General features: G+C 69.7%; 19 protein-coding genes. 12 read left to right on the plus strand and 7 right to left on the minus strand.

Translation table 11 applies throughout. The features are described from left to right. Nucleotides 1-95: 95 nt before the first annotated feature. The gene (locus AOK17_RS24280) at nt 96-350 is read right to left on the minus strand and encodes a MoaD/ThiS family protein (protein ID WP_055614662.1); all 255 of its coding nucleotides are present in this window, start codon (nt 348-350) and stop codon (nt 96-98) included. 95 nt (nt 351-445) lie between these two features. Continuing rightward, nucleotides 446-1339: an alpha/beta hydrolase gene (locus tag AOK17_RS24285; RefSeq protein ID WP_055614663.1), complete on the minus strand. Its 894-nt coding sequence runs from the start codon at nt 1337-1339 to the stop codon at nt 446-448. Between the two features lie 277 nt (nt 1340-1616). Here AOK17_RS24285 and AOK17_RS24290 point away from each other — a divergent pair, with 277 nt between their 5' ends. Together AOK17_RS24290 and AOK17_RS24295 are read left to right on the plus strand one after the other, a co-directional pair. After that, a complete protein-coding gene (locus AOK17_RS24290) occupies nt 1617-2432 on the plus strand; it encodes a winged helix-turn-helix transcriptional regulator (protein WP_055614664.1) in 816 nt (271 codons plus the stop codon). Nucleotides 2433-2455: 23 nt separating this feature from the next. Further along, on the plus strand, nt 2456-3478 hold the full coding sequence (locus AOK17_RS24295; RefSeq protein ID WP_055614665.1) for a LacI family DNA-binding transcriptional regulator: 1023 nt from the start codon (nt 2456-2458) through the stop codon (nt 3476-3478). A gap of 268 nt (nt 3479-3746) precedes the next feature. On the opposite strand, the gene AOK17_RS24300 is transcribed toward AOK17_RS24295, so the two are convergent. Beyond that, a complete protein-coding gene (locus AOK17_RS24300) occupies nt 3747-5504 on the minus strand; it encodes a trypsin-like serine protease (protein ID WP_055614666.1) in 1758 nt (585 codons plus the stop codon). Between the two features lie 272 nt (nt 5505-5776). Between AOK17_RS24300 and AOK17_RS24305 the strand changes: the two genes are divergently transcribed. From AOK17_RS24305 to AOK17_RS24320, 4 genes are all read left to right on the plus strand, one after another. Beyond that, nucleotides 5777-6937: a S1C family serine protease gene (locus AOK17_RS24305; RefSeq protein WP_055614667.1), complete on the plus strand. Its 1161-nt coding sequence runs from the start codon at nt 5777-5779 to the stop codon at nt 6935-6937. Between the two features lie 60 nt (nt 6938-6997). Continuing rightward, nucleotides 6998-7183 carry a hypothetical protein gene (locus AOK17_RS24310; protein WP_055614668.1) on the plus strand — a complete coding sequence of 62 codons (186 nt, stop codon included), beginning with the start codon at nt 6998-7000 and terminating at the stop codon, nt 7181-7183. A gap of 145 nt (nt 7184-7328) precedes the next feature. Then, complete coding sequence (locus AOK17_RS24315) at nt 7329-8060, plus strand: response regulator transcription factor (protein ID WP_055614669.1); 732 nt, start codon at nt 7329-7331, stop codon at nt 8058-8060. Continuing rightward, a complete protein-coding gene (locus AOK17_RS24320; protein ID WP_055614670.1) occupies nt 8057-9517 on the plus strand; it encodes a sensor histidine kinase in 1461 nt (486 codons plus the stop codon). The genes AOK17_RS24315 and AOK17_RS24320 overlap by 4 nt, the downstream gene beginning before the upstream one ends. Nucleotides 9518-9542: 25 nt before the next feature. Here AOK17_RS24320 and AOK17_RS24325 read toward each other — a convergent pair whose 3' ends face one another. After that, nucleotides 9543-10682 carry a CU044_5270 family protein gene (locus AOK17_RS24325; protein ID WP_055614671.1) on the minus strand — a complete coding sequence of 380 codons (1140 nt, stop codon included), beginning with the start codon at nt 10680-10682 and terminating at the stop codon, nt 9543-9545. After that, entirely contained in the window at nt 10679-11371 is a 693-nt protein-coding gene (locus AOK17_RS24330) for an RNA polymerase sigma factor (RefSeq protein WP_055614672.1), read from the minus strand. The genes AOK17_RS24325 and AOK17_RS24330 overlap by 4 nt, the downstream gene beginning before the upstream one ends. A gap of 376 nt (nt 11372-11747) precedes the next feature. Between AOK17_RS24330 and AOK17_RS24335 the strand changes: the two genes are divergently transcribed. Further along, nucleotides 11748-12893, plus strand: a complete 1146-nt coding sequence (locus tag AOK17_RS24335) for a methyltransferase (RefSeq protein WP_055614696.1) — start codon at nt 11748-11750, stop codon at nt 12891-12893. Here AOK17_RS24335 and AOK17_RS24340 read toward each other — a convergent pair. After that, nucleotides 12862-13080: a DUF397 domain-containing protein gene (locus AOK17_RS24340; protein ID WP_055614673.1), complete on the minus strand. Its 219-nt coding sequence runs from the start codon at nt 13078-13080 to the stop codon at nt 12862-12864. The genes AOK17_RS24335 and AOK17_RS24340 overlap by 32 nt on opposite strands. After that, the gene (locus tag AOK17_RS24345) at nt 13077-13901 is read right to left on the minus strand and encodes a helix-turn-helix domain-containing protein (protein WP_055614697.1); all 825 of its coding nucleotides are present in this window, start codon (nt 13899-13901) and stop codon (nt 13077-13079) included. The genes AOK17_RS24340 and AOK17_RS24345 overlap by 4 nt, the downstream gene beginning before the upstream one ends. A gap of 134 nt (nt 13902-14035) precedes the next feature. Between AOK17_RS24345 and AOK17_RS24350 the strand changes: the two genes are divergently transcribed. From AOK17_RS24350 to AOK17_RS24370, 5 genes are all read left to right on the plus strand, one after another. Beyond that, nucleotides 14036-14260 (plus strand): hypothetical protein, encoded by a 225-nt coding sequence (locus AOK17_RS24350; RefSeq protein WP_055614674.1) that lies wholly within the window; start codon nt 14036-14038, stop codon nt 14258-14260. Then, nucleotides 14257-14544 carry a hypothetical protein gene (locus AOK17_RS24355; RefSeq protein WP_055614675.1) on the plus strand — a complete coding sequence of 96 codons (288 nt, stop codon included), beginning with the start codon at nt 14257-14259 and terminating at the stop codon, nt 14542-14544. The genes AOK17_RS24350 and AOK17_RS24355 overlap by 4 nt, the downstream gene beginning before the upstream one ends. Before the next feature lie 150 nt (nt 14545-14694). Then, the gene (locus tag AOK17_RS24360; protein WP_055614676.1) at nt 14695-15525 is read left to right on the plus strand and encodes an intradiol ring-cleavage dioxygenase; all 831 of its coding nucleotides are present in this window, start codon (nt 14695-14697) and stop codon (nt 15523-15525) included. A 124-nt stretch (nt 15526-15649) separates the two neighbouring features. Next, entirely contained in the window at nt 15650-16411 is a 762-nt protein-coding gene (locus tag AOK17_RS24365; RefSeq protein WP_055614677.1) for a hypothetical protein, read from the plus strand. A 160-nt stretch (nt 16412-16571) separates the two neighbouring features. Then, nucleotides 16572-17423 (plus strand): hypothetical protein, encoded by an 852-nt coding sequence (locus tag AOK17_RS24370; protein ID WP_055614678.1) that lies wholly within the window; start codon nt 16572-16574, stop codon nt 17421-17423. Nucleotides 17424-17446: the final 23 nt, after the last annotated feature.

The following is a 17446-nucleotide window of genomic DNA, read 5'->3' on the forward strand; positions in this document are numbered from 1 at the left end:
CGTCGGCCTCGTACTGCTGCTGATGGCCCGGCCACCCCGACGGCGGCTGCTGGTAGGGGTCGTAGCCCTCGTACGGCTGGTTGCTCATGGTCCCGTCACCCTCCTGCGAACGGCGGGAGCACTTCGACCGTGCCGCCCTCGGCCAGCCGTACCGTCTCATGTCCGCGGGTGCCCACGGGGTCACCGTCGATGAGGAACGAGCATCGCCGCAGGACGCGGACGAGTTCGCCGGGGTGTCGCTCGCGTGCCGCGTCGAGCGCGTCCGCGAGGGTCTCCGCCTCGTACGGCTCCTCCGCGATGCCCGCTGCGGCCTTGGCGGCGGCCCAGTAACGCACCGTGCCCTTTGCCATCTGAATCCTGATTCCTGATCCTTCGGTCGACCGTCGGCGGTCGACTGTCGGTCGGTGAAGGTGAATGGGTGAATGGGTGACAAGCACCGCCCAGGCTAGCCCGCAGGCGCTGCCGCCCCGGCCGCCCATTGGCCGATGCGGGTCAGCAGCTCGTCGTCCGCCGCGTTCTCCGCGTGGCCCATTCCCGGCTCCAGCCACAGGTCGGCGTGGCCGTCGGAGGCGTCGGCCAGCATCCGGGGGTGGTCCACCGGGAAGTAGCCGTCCTGCTCGCCGTGGACGATCAGCAACGGCGTGGGCGTGATCAGCGGGACCGACTCCACCGGGGAGGAGGGGACGGGGTCCCACTCGCGGTGGTGGATGCGGGTGCGCAGGCCGTAGCGGCCGACGGCCCGGCCGACCGGGCGGGTTACCAGCCAGTGCAGGCGGCGCATAGGGGCCGTGCCCCGGTAGTACCAGCGAGCTGGTGCGCTGACCGAAACCACCGCGTCCGTATGCGCTCCCGTGCGCCCCTCGTGCTCCTCACCGCCGGCCGAATTGATCGCCGCGTGCCGCAGGACGACGGATCCGCCCATCGAGAAGCCGACCGTGGCCACCCGGGTGTGACCGAGTTCTCGTGCCCACTCCACCGCCGCCGCGAGATCGAGCACCTCGCGGTCGCCGACCGTCGAACGCCCGCCGGAGGCACCGTGGCCCCGGAAGGAGAACGTGACGACCGCCCCGTACTGCGTGAAGGCGGTGGCCGCCCGACGTACGTGCAGCCGCTCCAGGTCGCCCGTGAAGCCGTGCGCGACGACGATGGCGAGGTCACCGGGGACGTTGCCGAGGACGTCGTCCGCGGTGTCGGACGTACCCCTTCCGGGGTCGTACGCGGCATCGATCGTGACCCCGTCGACCGTGCGCAGAAATCTCCGCAGAGGTGGCCGCAGGGTTGTCTCAAGGCGTGGACGAATCAAAGATCGCGTCACATGACCTGCCGGACCTAGGTTCATGTGGGCTATTCTGCTGGGCAGAGGACTCGGGCAGCGAAGCCCCCGGGTCCTTTTGCGCTTTCTGGAGCGTTGTATACGAACGCTGTATACGACTCCCCGGGGATATATCGCGACAGGAAGTGCGATGTCAGAGCGCAATTGCGGCGCCCAGGGGCGCGGGAGCCGCGAGAAGTACGAAGCAGTGCCGCAAACGTCCTCGCAGGGACCGAGGAGGAACCGACGTTATGGGCAAGCAAACCGTGCAAGACCGTGTGACGACCCAGGCAGGTGGGGTGCGATGAGTTCTCTGCTGCTCCTTACCAATGCTCTCCAGCCGTCGACGGAGGTGCTTCCCGCCCTCGGCCTGCTGCTGCACAACGTGCGCGTGGCTCCGGCGGAGGGCCCCGCTCTCGTCGACACCCCTGGTGCCGACGTCATCCTGATCGACGGGCGCCGCGACCTGCCTCAGGTCCGCAGCCTCTGCCAGCTGCTGAGGTCCACCGGGCCCGGCTGTCCGCTCATCCTCGTCGTCACGGAGGGCGGTCTCGCGGCCGTCACCGCCGACTGGGGCATCGACGACGTCCTGCTCGACACCGCAGGTCCGGCGGAGGTCGAGGCACGGCTGCGGCTGGCCATGGGCCGCCAGCAGATCGTCAACGACGACTCCCCCATGGAGATCCGCAACGGCGACCTGTCGGTCGACGAGGCGACGTACTCCGCCAAGCTCAAGGGCCGGGTCCTCGACCTCACCTTCAAGGAGTTCGAGCTCCTGAAGTACCTGGCGCAGCACCCCGGCCGCGTCTTCACCCGCGCCCAGCTGCTCCAGGAGGTCTGGGGCTACGACTACTTCGGTGGCACGCGGACCGTCGACGTCCACGTACGACGGCTGCGGGCGAAGCTCGGACCCGAGCACGAGTCGCTGATCGGAACCGTCCGCAACGTCGGCTACCGCTTCGTCACGCCGGAGAAGGCGGACCGTGCGACGGACGAGGCGAAGGCCAAGGCGGCCCAGCCGAAGCCGGAGGATGCGGACGAGTCGGCACACCTCGACGCCACCGAGAGTGCCGAGGTCACGGTGGAGGCACAGGAGCCCGTACGACCTGCACAGAGGTAGGTCCATCCGCGTAGACTCCGCGCGTGGCCAAGGTGACTCGGGATGACGTAGCACGACTGGCAGGGACGTCGACTGCCGTCGTCAGTTACGTCATCAACAACGGACCCCGGCCGGTTGCCCCGGCCACGCGCGAGCGTGTCCTCGCCGCGATCAAGGAGCTGGGGTATCGGCCCGACCGGGTCGCCCAGGCCATGGCGTCGCGGCGTACGGACCTCATAGGCCTGATCGTGCCGGACGCGCGCCAGCCTTTCTTCGGGGAGATGGCGCACGCGGTCGAACAGGCCGCGTCCGAGCGCGGGAAAATGGTGCTCGTCGGTAATTCCGACTATGTCGGCGAGCGCGAGGTCCACTATCTGCGGGCCTTTCTCGGAATGCGGGTCTCGGGGCTCATCCTCGTCAGCCACGCGCTGAACGATCTGGCCGCCGCCGAGATCGAGGCGTGGGACGCCCGGGTGGTGCTGCTGCACGAGCGGCCCGAGGCCATCGACGACGTCGCCGTCGTCACGGACGACGTGGGCGGCGCCCAGCTCGCCACCCGTCATCTTCTTGAGCACGGGTACGAGTACGTCGCCTGTCTGGGCGGTGTCGCGGAGACCCCGACCGTCGGTGACCCCGTCTCCGACCACGTGGAGGGCTGGCGGCGCGCGATGCACGAGGCCGGGCGCTCGACGGAGGGTCGCCTCTTCGAGGCGCTCTACAACCGGTACGACGCGTACAAGGTGGGGCTTGAGCTGCTGGCCGGGCCGGACCGGCCGCCGGCGATCTTCTGTTCCACGGACGACCAGGCGGTCGGGCTGCTGCGGGCGGCGCGCGAGCTTCGGATAGACGTGCCGGGGGAGCTGGCTGTCGCCGGGTTCGACGACATCAAGGAAGCGGCGTTGACCGATCCGCCGCTGACCACGATCGCGAGCGATCGGTCTGCGATGGCTCGGGCGGCGGTTGATCTTGTGCTTGATGATGGGCTGCGGGTTGCCGGTGCTCGGCGGGAGCGGTTGAAGTTGTTCCCGTCGCAGTTGGTCGTGCGAAGGTCCTGCGGCTGCGGGTAGCTCCGCTGGTGGGGTTGGTGGTTGGGTGCGGGTAGCTCCGCTGGTGGGTTGGTGGTTGGGTGCGGGTGGGTCGTGGCTGGTCGCGCAGTTCCCCGCGCCCCTAGCGGCAGGTGGTTCCCGGCGCCCTTAACAGCAGGTGGTTCTTGGCGCCCCAAAAGATTGCGCAGTTCCCCGCGCCCCTAAAAAGCTAAAAGATTGCGCCGTTCCCCGCGCCCCTGAAGAGTCGGCCCCCGCCAAGTGGTGGGGGCCGACGTCTGTTCAGCGGTTTCTAGAACAGCAGGTTGTACTGGTTGAAGCCCGTTCCCAGGCTGGTGCGTGCCGCGAAGAGGTCGGTGGTCGCCTTGTTCGTGCCCCGGTAGAGCCAGAGGGTGCCGGCGGAGTCGCGGGTCATGATGTCGGCCACTCCGTCGCCCGTCACGTCGCCGTTGGAGACGTATGAGGTGAAGTTCCAGCCGGTACGGGCCTTGATGCGGGCCGACCAGGGGGTCTTCTCCTTGCCGGTGCCGCGGTAGAGCCAGAGGGTGCCGTCCGTGGAGCGGACGAGGAGGTCGGGCTTGCCGTCGCCGGAGAGGTCGCCGTGGCCGAAGATCTTCACGTTCTTCCAGGAGCCGCTGACGACCTTGACCTTGCCGTAGAACTCGCCGTTGCCGCGTCCCGGGTAGAGGTAGACCGAGCCGTCGGCGTCCACCGCGAGCAGGTCCGGGCGGGCGTCGCCCGTCATGTCGCCGGGGATCGCGTACGACTTGTAGCCGCCCCAGACCGAACTGATCTGCATCCAGGTCCAGTCGCCGACGGCGTGGTCCATGTAGCTGCGGTACAGCTTGCCGTCGGTCTTGTCGCGGACGATCAGGTCCTGGTAGAAGTCCCGGTCCAGGTCGGCCTGGAGGACCCAGGTGGCGGTCTGCCAGCCGTTGCCCTGGTAGGCGCGCTGGGCCAGCGAGGTGCCCTTGCTGTCCTGCTGGAAGAGGCCGCCCGAGGGCGTGCGGGCCAGCAGGTCGGCGCGGCCGTCGTACGTCAGGTCGGTGTCGTCGACGCGCGGCTGGGCCGCCCAGGCGTAGGAGCTGACCTTGGTGAAGACCGGGTAGGCGCCCTTGCCGGTGCAGCCCGCGACGCCCCAGGAGACGATGCCGACGATCTTGTTGCCGACGACCAGGGGGCCGCCTGAGTCGCCGTTGCAGGGGCTGTTCGTGCCCTCGTCGGCGCCGGTCGCGGGGGTGCCCGCGCAGGTCATCGAGCCCTCGATGAACTCGTCGTCGCCGAGGACCGCCTGCATGGCGCTGTTGCAGGTCGCGTCGGCGACCAGCGGCAGGCTCGCCTTCTTCAGCTTCGTCGAGAGGGTGGCGTCGTCGGCGCCGGAGGTCAGGCCCCAGCCGTAGACGGTGGCCGCGGTGCCGGCCTTGTAGAGCGCGCTGTCGTCGGACGCGGCCAGCCGCAGCCACTGCTGCTCCAGCGGGCGGTCCAGGGTGAGCACCGCGATGTCGTTCTGGGCGGTGGCTTCGTTGTAGCGGGGGTGGGTCCACTGGCGGTAGACGCCCGCGGGGGTGCCGGTGGCGTAGTCGTCGAGGTCGGTGGTGCCGGCCAGGACGGCGCCGTTGCTCACCCAGTCGAGGCCCGCGACGCAGTGGGCGGCCGTGAGGACCTTGTTCGGGGCGACGAGGGTGCCGCCGCAGAAGTAGCCGTTGCCGGTGGCCGGGTCGGAGTACCCGAGCTGGACCATCCAGGGGGCACTGGCGATGGTGGTCTCACCGCCGCCGATGATGAACGGTGACTTGCTGGGCGAGGCCTCGTCCGGGGTCTCGCCGGTGGCCTTCGCGGCCTCGACGATCCGGTCGCGCAGCTCCTTCGCGGAGGCCGTCGGCTTCGCGGGCTGCGAGAGGTTCGCGTCGGGCAGACCCCCGGTGGGGTCGTCCGCCGCGGTCGCGGGCTGGGCCGCGAGGACGCCGGCGCAACTCAGCGCCAGCGCGAGAGCGGCCGCGGGGAACGCCGTGACGGGGCGTCTCCAACGGTCGCGCAGGGCACGTATCACTCAGGGCTCCTGAGGTGGTGGTGTGTCGTGAACCCACCAAGATTGCGCCCCTCGTTTCCCGTTGCACACGTCCTTCACAGCGGTCCGACAAGTATTCGTCCGCCGCTTCCCGCACATCACCGTGCGGCAACCCCCCGTTTCACCGGTCCCGGCGGGCCCCGATCGGCTTCATACCGGGCCCCGGGCGCCTTTATATCGGGCATACGCGGTTCTGTCGGGCTTCTCAGGGAGCACTCAGGGAGCTCTCATGGTCGGGGTTCAGAGTCTGAGTCATGACCGAGAGCTTCCGCCGCAGCGGCGAGTACCCCCAGGGCGACCAGCACCAGTCCGCGTACACGCAGGGCGACGCGCAGCAGTCCGCGTACCCCCAGCAGCCGTACGCCTCCGCGCACCCCGCGAGCTCCTCCTCCGACTCCTCCACCCCCTCCTACGGCTCCTCCGTGAACCCGGAGTGGCCGCCCCCGCCGGCGTACGAGCCGGCGCAGCAGGGCGCCGCTCCCACGGCCCTCCTCACCGAGCCCGTCTCCCCCGCTCCCGCCGCTCCCCGCAAGCGCGCCAAGGGTCCGCTGGCGCTGCTGGCCGCCGTGGCGATAGCCGCCGCGGCAGTGGGCGGCGGTACCGCTTACGCCTTCCAGGAGCTGACCGGCAGCGACACGGTGGCGAGCAGCAGCACCAGCACCAGCGTCGTGCCCACCAGCGAGAAGGGCACGGTCGCCGGGGTCGCCAAGGCGGTCAGCCCGAGCATCGTCGAGATCAGCGCCACCTCGAACGCCGGCCAGTCCACGGGTTCCGGCGTGATCATCACCAGCGGCGGCGAGATCATCACCAACAACCACGTGGTCTCGGGCGCCTCCGAGATCAAGGTGCAGCTGAGCAACGGCAAGTCGTACACCGCGAAGGTCGTCGGCACCGACAGCAAGAAGGACCTCGCGCTGATCAAACTGGAGAACGCGCCGTCCGGTCTGACGGTCGCGACCCTCGGCGACTCCGCGGGCGTCAAGGTCGGCGACCAGGTCGTGGCGATCGGCTCCCCCGAGGGTCTGACCGGCACGGTCACCAGCGGCATCGTCTCCGCCCTCAACCGTGACGTCACCGTCTCCACGGACGAGAGCCAGGGCCAGCAGCAGCAACAACAGGGCGGCGGCAGCGGTCAGTGGCCGTTCGAGTTCGGCGGCCAGGAGTTCAACGGCGACACCGGCTCGTCCACGACCACGTACAAGGCCCTCCAGACCGACGCGTCCCTCAACCCGGGCAACTCCGGCGGCGCGCTGATCGACATGAACGGCAACATCATCGGCATCAACTCCGCGATGTACTCCGCCGCGGACGCCACCTCGTCGAGCGCCGGCAGCGTGGGCCTCGGGTTCGCCATCCCGATCAACACCGTCAAGGCCGACCTGGACACCCTGCGGGCCGGCGGCTCCGACAGCTGACCCCGCCAGTCCACCGCGCGCTTCGATCACCCCCTCGCACCGAGCCACCCGGAGTTCGTCATGAAGATCAGGAACGTCTCCCACACCCTCACGGGCGCCGACCCGGCCGCCTTCGCCCTGGCCCTCGAAGTGGCGTACGAGCTCCACGCGCCGGCGCCCCGCGCGCCCGAGGTGGCCCCCGTCGCCGCTCCGCGCGGCGCCCGCCGGGGTGCCGGCGCCCGCGCCGGCCGTACCGTACGAGGCTGATCCTGCCGGGCTCACTGGCCCGGCAGGCGTGACAAGAACAGCCCCGAGCGGCCCCAAGCAACCCTGAACAGCTCTGAACAGCTCTGAACGTGCGAGGCTGAAAGCGCCCCGACCACGTCCCACCGCACCCGAGGAACTGACCGCGATGAGCCCCGCCGAAGGCGACCGTGAACCCCAGCGCATCCTGATCGTCGACGACGAGCCGGCCGTGCGCGAAGCACTCCAGCGCAGCCTCGCCTTCGAGGGTTACGACACCGAGGTCGCCGTCGACGGCGCGGACGCCCTGGAGAAGTCCACGGTGTACCAGCCCGACCTGGTCGTCCTCGACATCCAGATGCCGCGGATGGACGGCCTGACCGCCGCCCGCCGGATGCGCGGCGCGGGCACCACGACGCCGATCCTCATGCTGACGGCCCGCGACACGGTCGGCGACCGCGTCACCGGCCTCGACGCCGGCGCCGACGACTATCTGGTCAAGCCCTTCGAACTCGACGAACTCTTCGCCCGCGTACGGGCGTTGCTGCGCCGCAGCTCCTACGCCGCCGCGGCGGTCGGCGCGCCCGCGGACGACGCGCTCACCTTCGGCGACCTCCGCATGGACCTCGCGACGCGCGAGGTCACGCGGAGTGGGCGGCCGGTCGAGCTGACCCGCACGGAGTTCACCCTGCTGGAGATGTTCCTCGCCCACCCGCGCCAGGTCCTCACCCGCGAGCAGATCCTGAAGGCGGTGTGGGGCTTCGACTTCGAGCCGTCGTCCAACTCCCTTGATGTGTACGTGATGTACCTCCGCCGCAAGACCGAGGCGGGCGGCGAGCCTCGTCTTGTGCACACGGTGCGGGGTGTGGGGTACGTGTTGCGGTCGGGTGGGGCGGAGTGAAGCGCGTAGTACGCCGGTTCACCTCCCTCCCGATCCGGGCCCGGCTGTCGCTTCTGGTCGCGGCGGCGGTGGCGTTCGCCGTGGCGGCCGTGTCGGTGACGTGCTGGTTCATCGTGCAGGGAAAGCTGTACGACCAGGTCGACGACGACCTGCAAGCGGCCGCCAGACCTCAGCCGTACTCACAGGTCGAGGCCGCACTGGACAGCTGCACCCAGACACCGCTGCCGAAGAACGACGACTTCGGCGCCCGGGACACCTACTACCTGCAACTGGTCAAGGCGGACGGAACGCCCTGCGTCTCGGTGAACTCCGAAGGCACGGTCAAGGTCACCAGCGACGACACGGACGTGATCAAGAACTCGGACAACGAAAACGGGATCTTCCGCAACGGAACCGACACCGACGGGAACGCCGTACGCATCCTGACGATTCCTCTGACCGTCACTCAGGGCCCCAGCCGGCCGCAGCTGTACGCCGACACGGCACTCCTCATCGGCATGCCCCTCAAGAGCACCCAGAGCACCCTGAACGACCTGGCCCTCATCCTGCTCCTCGTCTCCGGCATCGGAGTCCTCGGCGCCGGCGCCGCCGGTCTCGCGGTCGCCCGTGCGGGCCTGCGGCCGGTCGACAAGCTCACCGAGGCCGTGGAACACGTGGCCCGTACCGAGGACCTCTCCGTGCGCATCCCGGTGGAGGAGGAGAGCGAGGACGAGGTCGCCCGGCTCTCCCGTTCCTTCAACTCGATGACGAGCGCCCTGGCCAGTTCCCGCGAACTCCAGCAACAACTCATCGCCGACGCCGGTCACGAACTGCGTACCCCCCTCACCTCCCTCCGTACGAACATCGAGCTGCTCACCCGCAGTGAGGAGACGGGGCGGCCCATCCCCGAGGCGGACCGCAAGGCGCTGCTCGCGTCCGTGAAGGCGCAGATGACCGAACTGGCCGCGCTGATCGGTGACTTGCAGACGCTGTCGCGGTCGGACGCGGGGACGCCGGCGGACCGTGTGCAGGTGGTGTCGTTGCAGGACACCGTGGAGGCGGCCCTGCGCCGGGCCCGTCTGCGCGGCCCGGAGCTGACGATCACGGCGAACGTGGACCCCTGGTTCGTACGGGCGGAGCCCTCCGCGCTGGAGCGGGCCATCGTGAACATCCTCGACAACGCGGTGAAGTTCAGCCCCGAGGGCGGCGCGGTCGACGTGACCCTCAAGGACGGCGAACTGACCGTACGGGACCACGGCCCGGGCATCCCCGCCGACGAACTCCCGCACGTCTTCGACCGCTTCTGGCGCTCCCCCAGCGCACGGGCGCTCCCCGGCTCGGGCCTGGGCCTGTCCATCGTGGCCCGTACGGTCCAACAGGCGGGCGGCGACGTGGCGTTGAGCCCGGCCGAGGGCGGCGGCACGGTGGCGACGATCCGGTTGCCCGGCGCCCCGACACCGCCGCCCGCGCTGGACTGAGGCGGCCCTTCCCCGAGGGCCGGTCTCAGCCCGCCTGGGACGGGGTCTGCTTCATTCCGTCGACCACGGCACGGTTCTTGATGGCCATGGTGAAGTTCACCGTGCCGGGCTTGATCAGGATGCCCTCTTCCTTGATCTGCTTCACCTGGACATTGCGCGCACCGAGGTAGACATGGGTCTTCTTGTCGAAGATCCACTCCTCGCGCTGCCCGCTGGTGTCGTCCAGCCGGGCCACCGCCACCCCGTGCCGGCCGGCCGCGTCCACCGCGTCGTCGACGACGACGACACCCGGGATCTTGGCGGCGGCCTCGAACAGCGCCGGGTAGAGCTCCGCCGGCGGGTAGCTCTCGGCGAGCAGATCACCGATGGTGGCGAAGGCCTGCTGGTCGGGGGTGTTCCCCTGACCCTTGGTCTCCTTGTAGATCTTGGCCAGCAGTGCGTCCGGGTCGGTGGTCAGCTTGGTCAGGTAGTCGTACGACGGGCTGCCCAGGTGCGCCTTCGGGGTGTTGCCCTGCTCGTCGGGCAGGCTCAGGGTCTCGCCCTCGGGGCCGTCGTTGACGGCGGGGTCGATCAGCCAGCCCTTGACGCCGTCCGGGGACTCCCAGATCTGCCGGCGGTGCAGTTCGTGGCTGGCCAGGCTGGACTTGTCGTCGACGGTCTTCACGAAGGTGTCGGCCAGCACTGACTCGATGTAGATGTACTGGCCGGGCTTGACGGTCGGGTGGTCGCCCTCGGCCGCCGCCAGCGAGATCTGGTCGAGCAGCTGGGGCACGCCCTTCGTGGACGCGGTACCGACGTCGGTGGTCAGGGCCGGTCCGGTGGCTACGCCACTGTCCCGAACCCCGCTGCCGTCGCCGCCGACCGTCACCACTCCGGCGATGACCACCGCGGACAGGGCCGCAGCCATCGCGGGCAGCGTGATCGCGGGACGCGGCAGCCGGAACCGCCGGGCCTTCTGAGGCGCCGCGGCGGTCATCCCCGTAGCCCCCGTCGTCGCCGTGTGCTCTTCCCGCTGGACCTGCTGAACCTGCTCGTCGATCTGGGCCATCAGACGCTCCTTGTGGAACTGGTGGCGGCCCGTCGGCAGGTCACGCGCCGTCTGGGACAGGAGCTGTGCCTCCTGGTCCCACTCGGCAGGGTGCTGCCGGGACGTGTTCGCGTTCATCGGTTTCCTTCCTGTGCGGGCCGGATCGCATTTACGTGATCGCCTCTTGTCTGTCGTACGGGGCGGGTGCCTTCCCGTTTCTCGCGAACTTTCTTGAACGAGATGTCGGCGGCAGGGCTCCCCAACCCCCCTTGAGACATGGCGAGTTGAGGCATCGCAAGCTGGGCCTCGGCGATCGAACGCAGTTTCTTGCGGGCGCGGGAGAGGCGGGAGGCGACCGTCCCGACGGGAATGCCGAGCGCCTCCGCCGCGGCCTCGTAGTCCAGGCCCTCCCCCAGGCAGAGCGTGATGACCTCGCGCTCCGGTCTGCGCAGGCTCGCGAGCGCGGTGAGGGCCGTGGCGAGCCGGTGCCGGTCGTCGACGCGGTCGGCGACCTCCTCGGCGTGGTCGGGCACGGCGAGCTCGGCCGCGGCGGCGGCGTTCGCGGCGCGGCGGTAGCGCCGGTTGCTGCGGTACTGGTTGCGCGCCGTGTTCGTGGCGATCCCCAGCAGCCAGGGCCGCAGCGAGCCGCCCTCCGGGTCGACCCTGTCGCGCAGCTTCCACGCCTCCATGAAGGTCGCGGCCATCACGTCCTCGGCCGTCGACCAGTCCGCGGTCAGCCGGAAGGCGTGGTTGTAGACCGCACGGGCGTACGCGTCGAAGAGTTCGGCGAAAGCGCTCGAATCCCCGGCCCGTATCCGGGTTCGCATATGAGTGGTCACCTCTATGAGCTGTACGGCGGGAGGGGCCGCCTTCCCGTGAGCTGCGTCACAGGGAGGGCGGGGCCGGGTTTGCCCGCGAGGCGAGGCCCGTGCGAGTCTCGGGCATCATCTCTCCGAAAGGCTGACCGCGATGCTCGGCATGGTTCCAGGTCTGGTCCTCGGCGACTCCCCCTCCCGCGCTTCGACGCGGGAGCGGTAGCCCCTTCCTGCCCGACCTACGAGCCCGTCGTACCGCGCGACACCGCGAGACGGGCCGTCTGCCACGCACGGCGGCTTCCCCACTTCCCCGGCTCCTCGTCGAAGTGCTCTTCGTGCCCACCGCACGTTCGAACACGAGGAGTACGTCGTGTCTGCGACGCCCACGATCAGCTGGTCCGAAGACGTATCCGCCCGATCCGCCCAGCCTGCCCAACCTGCCCGATCCGCCCACTGGCACTCGGAGAGCTGCGCACCGCCTCCCCACCGGGTCGTGGTAGCCGACGACCGCACGAAAGCCGCTACGGCCTACCAACTGGCCTGCGAGGGAACGGCGTTGCTGTGGCGGGGCGACTTCCACAACGCGCGCCAGCTGCTCCGGGCGATGGGCCGCCGCATCGACCGGAAAGCGAATCCCGCCCGGCCCGACGCCACCCCGGCCGAGTCCTTCCACCTGCACCGCCGGGCCCGCGGCCACCGCGCCCGCGTACTGGGCAAACTCCTGGTCCTGCTGGAGGACGACCACTCCCTGACCCTGCGCCGGGCGCCCGACGTACGCCGGGCATGCACCGAGGCGTACGGTCCACCGCGAGGCGGCCGGGTGGTCTCCCTCACGGAGCTGCTGGGTGTCATCGGGGCACATCAGTGGCGCGAGAAGGGTGTGGAGGTGCCGGCCCTCGGGGACGGCGTCCGCGTCCATCCCCACTACGGCGTGTTCTCGCCGGTCAGGGGTGAGTACGTCGACCTGGTGGCGCAGGCACCGCTGCCCGCGAACCCGCGTACGGCCTTCGACCTCGGTACGGGAACGGGGGTGCTGGCCGCCGTACTGGCCCGCCGGGGCCTCTCCCACGTCGTGGCCACCGACATCAGCCCGCGCGCTCTGGCCTGCGCCCGCGAGAACGCCGGCCGGCTGGGCCTCGCCGGCCGCGTCGAGGTCGGCGGCCCCGACCTCTATCCCGAGGGCCGCGCCGACCTGGTGGTCTGCAACCCGCCCTGGCTCCCCGCCCGTCCGACCTCCACCGTCGAACAGGGCGTGTACGACCCGGACGGCACGATGCTCCACGGTTTCCTGCACGGCCTGGCCGCCCACCTCAACCCAGGAGGCGAGGGCTGGCTCGTCCTGTCCGACCTGGCGGAACACCTGGGCCTGAGAACCCGCGAGGCCCTGCTGACCGCCATCACGACGGCGGGCCTACGCGTGACGGACCGCCTCGACACGAGCCCCCGCCACCCCCGGGCCCGGGACACCACGGACCCACTCCACCGGGTCCGAGCCGCCGAAGTCACTTCACTTTGGCGCTTGATCCCCGACTGACGTTCCGGAGAAAGAGGGCCCAGGGCTCCGCCCCGAAGACCAGGGCGGGGCCCTGCGGGATCTTGCTGTCGCGGACGGGTACGAGGCCGGGGTAGCCGTCGGCGACCTCGACGCAGTTGTTCGCTCCCCCGTCGCTGTAGCTCGACTTACGCCAGGCAGCGGTGCTGAGGTCAGGGGTGTACTTCATGACCTGTGCTCCTCCAGAACGCCCCGGATGAACGTCAGTGAGTCCGACGGGGGCAGCGCCAAGTCTCGGAGCTGATCGTAGGACAAACGGTGACGCAGGACCTCCTCCGAGTCGTCGATCAACTCGCCGCCGCCGTTGCCCTCTTTGTAGGCAACGGCACTCCCGTCCTTCTGCCACAGCAGGGTCAGTGATCCGTCCATGAGGTGGTGCACTCCGGTGGCGAAGGGGAGCACTTGCAGGACAACGTTCGGCCACATGGCCACGGCCTCGATACGAAGCAGCTGGTCGTCCCAGGTCTTCGCGGTGGCCGCAGAGCGGCGGAGCGCGTACTCGTCGATGATGAAGCGGACGTTGGGCACCGGGTCCCGGCTCAACAGGAGCTGCCGTCCCATGCGCGCGGCGACTTGTTCGTCAACTTCCTCGCCGTTGCCAGCTGTTGCCTGAGCGCCAGACAACACCCCACGGGCAAACTCCTCGGTCTGTAGCAGTCCGGGCACTCCCGGGGTGAACAGGTGCACGACCCGGGCAGTCGCCTCCAGCCGCATGTACTCCTTGTACTTGTCCTTGAACGCGTCGTGCCGCGCAACCTTCCAGAGCTGAACCAGCAGGTCACCGGACCCGTAGTAGCGGTCCAGGTCCTCCATGACCGCCAGCTTGGACAGCCGCTTGCCCGCTTCCAGGCGGCTCAGATAGCTCTTGTCGTACGCCGTTTCCTGGGCCAGTTGCCCCAGTGACTTCCCGGCCTTCTCCCTCAGGTGCCGAAGGGTCCGCCCGAGCCCCGCGAGCCCCGAATCCCCTGCCCCGTCAACAAGTTCGCCCACCGTCACCCCTAACCGTTGCCTGGCGCTCCAGACAACACCGAACCCCTTCCGCAGCGTACGTCCGAGCAGTGACGATCGAGACACGAACGGTAATCACCGCTCGTCAAAGCCCCCTCCCGAGAAGGAGCACAGCCATGGGCGAACGCGTCACGAGGCTCTGCGAGTTGCTGTTGCGCGTACTGCTGCCCGCCCGAGGCCGACATCGGGCGACGCCCACCACCGCCCCGCGCGACAGACGCGAGCCGTGGGCGCCCGCCGCACCCGCGTGCCGCTGCCAACTCACCCTCGGAGCCCGGTCCTTCGAGTGGGACACACCCCTCGTACGCCCGTACCTCCGCGACGTGGAGGTGTCCGCATGACGGGCCCGCTGCGTCTGCTGCCGTGGACGACCCCGGAGGGCAAGCCCTGCTACCTGAGTACCGACAGCGAGGAGAGCAGGCTCTCCCGGCTCGCCGACGACCTGGAGGCGGCGCAACTGGACTCCGGCGAACAGGTCCTCACGGGAGCCAGAGCCGTACTCGCCGACACGGAGGCGGGCGAACGCGCCGTGCGCTTCGCGCTCACCAGGGCGGTGGAGTGCCTGGGAGACGTACTCCGCGTCGCGGTCAGCCGGGGTGGACGCCTCCCCGGGAACGAGCAGTGATTTCCTGCTCCGCCCCCTCAGCCCATGAACAGCCGCCCCATGGATGCCCCACAGGCAATACGCCTACTGTCACTTTCAAGCAGCAGGCGGCACGGGCGCGGAAGCGGCCGTGGAGCCGCCGTGGAAGGCACAGGCACAGGGAGAGCAGCCATGAGTGAAGAACTGCACGACCACGACAGGGGTCTCTCCTTCGACCTGCCGACGCTTCAGCGGCGGAAGATGATCCGGCTGCTGGCCGGTGTCGGCCTGGTGCCGCTGGTGGGATGCAGCAGCGACGACCCCGACAACTCGGCCTCCTCGGCTTCGTCCTCGTCCGGTTCGTCCTCGTCCGCCGCCTCCTCGGGGAGCGCCGAGTGCGAGACCATCCCCGGCGAGACGGCCGGCCCGTACCCCGGTGACGGCTCCAACGGGGTGAACGTCCTGAAGGAGAGCGGTGTCGTCCGCAAGGACATCACCTCCAGCTTCGGGACGGCGAGCGGCAAGGCGGAAGGGGTGCCGCTGACCGTCACCCTCACCGTCGTCGATGCCGCCTCCGGCTGCGATACGCCCAAGGAGGGCGCCGCCGTCTACCTCTGGCACTGCGACCGGGACGGCAACTACTCCCTCTACTCCGAGGGCGTCACCGAGGAGAACTACCTGCGCGGCGTCCAGGAGACCGACGCCAAGGGGCAGGTCACGTTCACCAGTATCTTCCCCGCCTGCTACACCGGCCGCTGGCCCCACATCCACTTCGAGGTGTACGGCAGCCTGGAGGACGCCACCAACGCCACGTCCATCACGGCCACTTCACAGCTCGCCCTCCCCAAGGACGTGTGCGACACCGTGTACGCGACGGACGGCTACGACCGCAGCGTCCAGAACATGGGCCAGCTCTCCCTGGAGACCGACAACATCTTCAGCGACGGCTACGACCAGCAGCTGGCGACGACGAAGGGCAGCGTGGAGAAGGGGTATACGGCCACGCTCACTGTGCCGGTGTAGGCGTACCCCTGCCGGTACCGACGCCGGCACATCCACCAGCACATCTCTTGACGATCTCCAGGGACAACCGCGACCTGCCCACCCCTACGATCGAGCCCGGCGATCACACCCTGGGGAGGGGCCGATGGGCGGGTACGGGGGCGGGAACGGCATCGAGCGCGAGTACCGCAGGCGGAAGAAGCCGCCCAGGGGCTGGCTGCTCGTGATGGCCTTCGCGCTCGGCAACTTCGTCCTCCAGATGGGCAGACACTTCGACGCCCTGCCCACCTGGCTGTTGGCCTGTATGGCGGTCCTCGTGCTGGCGAGCGTCGTCTGGGTGACCCTGTTCATGAGCCGAGGACGCACGCGCGTAGGACCCGACGGGATCGCCGTACGTGGAGCGGTATTCGAGCGCAAGCGGTCCTGGCACGACATCTACGACATCCGCGTCGAGCCCACCCCGCGCGGCGGGGGCCCCTCGGCGCGCCGCCACGTCACCCTCCTGTACGGGAACGACGGCCGCCGCCTGGGCCTTCCGCATCTCGACGACTGGCAACTGGACGACCCGCACGCCGAGGTCGCGGACCTTCTCACCGCCGCGGCCAGGCATCGCGGCATGACCTGGGACCGCCGCCCGGAGGTCGAGGCGCGGATCCGCCGGCGGGCGGGCCGCCGCAAGGCCTGGGAGCGCGCGTGGATCGGCGCGGTTGTCGTCCTCCTCTGTATGTTCGCGGTCCTGCTGGGGCTGATCGTCGTCAACGGCGAGGCGCCGGTGATCCTGCTGCTCGTAGGCATACCGTCGGCATCCTTCGTCGTCCTCGCGGCCCTCCTCAACTGGCGCTGGGAGTCGCAGGTTCCGCGCTCGCTCAGGGAGCCGGACCCGCCGCAGGACGTCCGCCGCGGGTAGTCGACCGTAAGGCAACCTCCCGGCCGGGCCGGTTTTCTGAGGCATCTCTGATCCGGCCGCGATGTCCCCGTGACGTTCGCCGGGTTCGCTTCTTGTCGACCACCGGTGGCGCCGTTCCCCCCTCCGCCGCCGGGTTCCGTCCTCCGGAGGAGAGCTCAGCGTGCGATCCGTACTCAAGTCGGCCCTCAAGAAGAGTGCCCTGGTGGCCGCGTCCACCGCGCTCGCCGTGTCCGGTCTGATGACCGTCGCCGGGCCCGCGCAGGCGGCCGGGCCGGGCGGTGCGACCAACATCCGCGGCGTCGACCCCGGCAACACCGACTCGATGATCGAGCGGCTCTGCGACCAGGAGACCAGCCTGACGGGCGTCTACGGCGCCCTCAACGTCGACACCGGCGAGTTCAAGACCCACGACGAGTACCTGCGGGACGTCTTCGGGCTGTGGGAGCCCGCCGGGCCCTGGGAGCTCTTCCGCGGCTGGTGCGGGTACGCGCAGGCCTCCACCTGGTCCACCAAGGGAGCCGCCGTCCGCACCTCGCCGTGGATCGGCAACCGCGGCTCGAAGGACGACAAGGAGACCTTCGTCAGCAGCTACGGCACGAAGACGTTCGCCAAGAAGAGCGTCGGCGCCTCGATCAGCCTCTCCGCCGCGAAGAGCATCTTCTCCGGCACCGCGGGCGGCAGCTTCACCTACGAGTGGGGCTGGGAGAAGAGCTCGTCCTTCGAGCGCCGCAGCGAGAAGACGATCCCGCCGTGCACCCAGGTCGCCGTGACGTGGACGCCGTACCAGCGCGTGGTGCGGGTGAACCCGGTCTTCTACGTCGAGGACTACCAGTGGAACAAGGGCAACGGCCGTAAGACCGCGCACAGTTGGCGCGACCGGGGTTACCAGACCATCTACTCGTACGGCTACTACATCGACGGCACCTCCGACAAGCTCCTCCCCAACGGCCAGCCCGACGGCCGCGAGGACAAGGTGGAGGAGAAGCTGGATCCGAAGACCTGCGCCCAGTAGGCGAGCAGGGCGAGTAGGGGGAG

Source organism: Streptomyces phaeochromogenes, assembly GCF_001418655.1.
GTDB classification, from domain to species: Bacteria; Actinomycetota; Actinomycetes; order Streptomycetales; family Streptomycetaceae; genus Streptomyces; species Streptomyces phaeochromogenes.

Excerpts from the sequence above, each read along its gene's own strand:
- AOK17_RS24280 (WP_055614662.1), bottom strand. The coding sequence starts at position 350 with ATGGCAAAGGGCACGGTGCGTTACTGGGCCGCCGCCAAGGCCGCAGCG.
- AOK17_RS24285 (WP_055614663.1), bottom strand. The coding sequence starts at position 1,339 with ATGAACCTAGGTCCGGCAGGTCATGTGACGCGATCTTTGATTCGTCCA.
- AOK17_RS24290 (WP_055614664.1), top strand. The coding sequence starts at position 1,617 with ATGAGTTCTCTGCTGCTCCTTACCAATGCTCTCCAGCCGTCGACGGAG.
- AOK17_RS24305 (WP_055614667.1), top strand. The coding sequence starts at position 5,777 with ATGACCGAGAGCTTCCGCCGCAGCGGCGAGTACCCCCAGGGCGACCAG.
- AOK17_RS24310 (WP_055614668.1), top strand. The coding sequence starts at position 6,998 with ATGAAGATCAGGAACGTCTCCCACACCCTCACGGGCGCCGACCCGGCC.
- AOK17_RS24315 (WP_055614669.1), top strand. The coding sequence starts at position 7,329 with ATGAGCCCCGCCGAAGGCGACCGTGAACCCCAGCGCATCCTGATCGTC.
- AOK17_RS24325 (WP_055614671.1), bottom strand. The coding sequence starts at position 10,682 with ATGAACGCGAACACGTCCCGGCAGCACCCTGCCGAGTGGGACCAGGAG.
- AOK17_RS24330 (WP_055614672.1), bottom strand. The coding sequence starts at position 11,371 with ATGCGAACCCGGATACGGGCCGGGGATTCGAGCGCTTTCGCCGAACTC.
- AOK17_RS24340 (WP_055614673.1), bottom strand. The coding sequence starts at position 13,080 with ATGAAGTACACCCCTGACCTCAGCACCGCTGCCTGGCGTAAGTCGAGC.
- AOK17_RS24350 (WP_055614674.1), top strand. The coding sequence starts at position 14,036 with ATGGGCGAACGCGTCACGAGGCTCTGCGAGTTGCTGTTGCGCGTACTG.
- AOK17_RS24355 (WP_055614675.1), top strand. The coding sequence starts at position 14,257 with ATGACGGGCCCGCTGCGTCTGCTGCCGTGGACGACCCCGGAGGGCAAG.
- AOK17_RS24360 (WP_055614676.1), top strand. The coding sequence starts at position 14,695 with ATGAGTGAAGAACTGCACGACCACGACAGGGGTCTCTCCTTCGACCTG.
- AOK17_RS24365 (WP_055614677.1), top strand. The coding sequence starts at position 15,650 with ATGGGCGGGTACGGGGGCGGGAACGGCATCGAGCGCGAGTACCGCAGG.